The following is a 1,253-nucleotide window of genomic DNA, read 5'->3' as shown; positions in this document are numbered from 1 at the left end:
GGCATCAGTCAGGGTGTAGGCAAATGTCTCAGTTCCCGTCCCCCCACCATGCAGATTGAAGAAGTCCGGATCCGCAGGATTCAAGGTGTAGGTGTAGGAGCCATCCGCTGCCAATACCAACGTGCCGTAGGTTCCGGTGAAGGTACCGGCAGTGATCGGCCCGGTAACCCGGTCAGCACCCTGGATGTCGTTGGTCAGTACATTCCCCGTCAACACCGTCGAGGCTTCGGTAGCGACCGAGGCGTTGGTATCCGGCGCAGCGGTTGGCACGTCGTCGACGATGTTCACGTCGAGGCTGCCACTGCTGGTACTGCCATCAGTATCAGTAGCCGTGACAGTAAAGCTCTCGGTGAGGCTGTTGATGCCGCCAGCGTTTGGATGGGCTTCGTTATCCAGCAGCGTGTAGCTGTAGGTGACCACACCGGTGGTTGGATTGTAACCGGTGACTGTCAGCGTATTGCCCAGAGGCGTCGTGGCGGTTTGTGGGAAACCAGCGGCCACTCCTCCGCTGATAACGTTGATGCCACCCACGCTAAGCGTTTGTAAGCCGTCCGGAGCAGTGACCGTGAAGGTGCCGGTTTGAGTCAGCGCCGGAGTATTCGGATTGCTGCCGTCGCTCAGATTCTTCTCGTAAACCGAAAGCTCACCACCCGCAGCATCGAGGCCATTGAGGGTGACCGGGTCATTCAGGTTCTTGATATCCAGAACCAGGTTCGCAGTGCTGGTATCACCATCAGCATCAGTCAGGGTGTAGGCAAACGTCTCAGTCCCCGTTCCCCCACCATGCAGATTGAAGAAATCCGGATCCGCAGGATTCAATGTGTAGGTGTAGGAGCCGTCCGCTGCCAAAACCAGCGTGCCGTAGGTCCCAGTGAAGGTACCCGCAGTAATCGGCCCGGTAACCCGGTCGGCACCCTCGACGTCGTTGGTCAGCACATTCCCCGTCAACACCGTCGACGCCTCGGTAGCGACCGACGCATTGGTGTCAGGGGCGGCGGTTGGCACATCGTCGACGATGTTTACGTCGAGGCTGCCGCTGGTGGTGCTGCCGTCGGTGTCAGTCGCGGTAACGGTGAAACTCTCGGTGAGGCTGTTGATGCCGCCGGCGTTTGGATGGGTTTCGTTATCCAGCAGAGTGTAGCTGTAGGTGACCACACCGGTGGTTGGGTTGTAACCGGTGACTGTCAGCGTGTTGCCCAAAGGCGTCGTGGCGGTTTGTGGGAAACCGGCGGCAACACCACCAGAAATAACAT

The 1,253-nt window shown here is 58.7% G+C and carries 1 protein-coding gene; it reads right to left on the bottom strand.

The genetic code is table 11. The annotated features are described in order from the left end of the window. Nucleotides 1-1,253: Ig-like domain-containing protein (locus tag DM374_RS32525; protein WP_225422688.1), on the bottom strand; the 1,253-nt coding region annotated here is incomplete at both ends.

Origin of the sequence: Pseudomonas huaxiensis (genome assembly GCF_003231275.1) — a bacterium.
Taxonomy (GTDB): Bacteria; Pseudomonadota; Gammaproteobacteria; order Pseudomonadales; family Pseudomonadaceae; genus Aquipseudomonas; species Aquipseudomonas huaxiensis.
The sequence above is the reverse complement of the archived record's forward strand: the minus strand, read 5'-3'. Positions and strand labels throughout refer to the sequence as shown.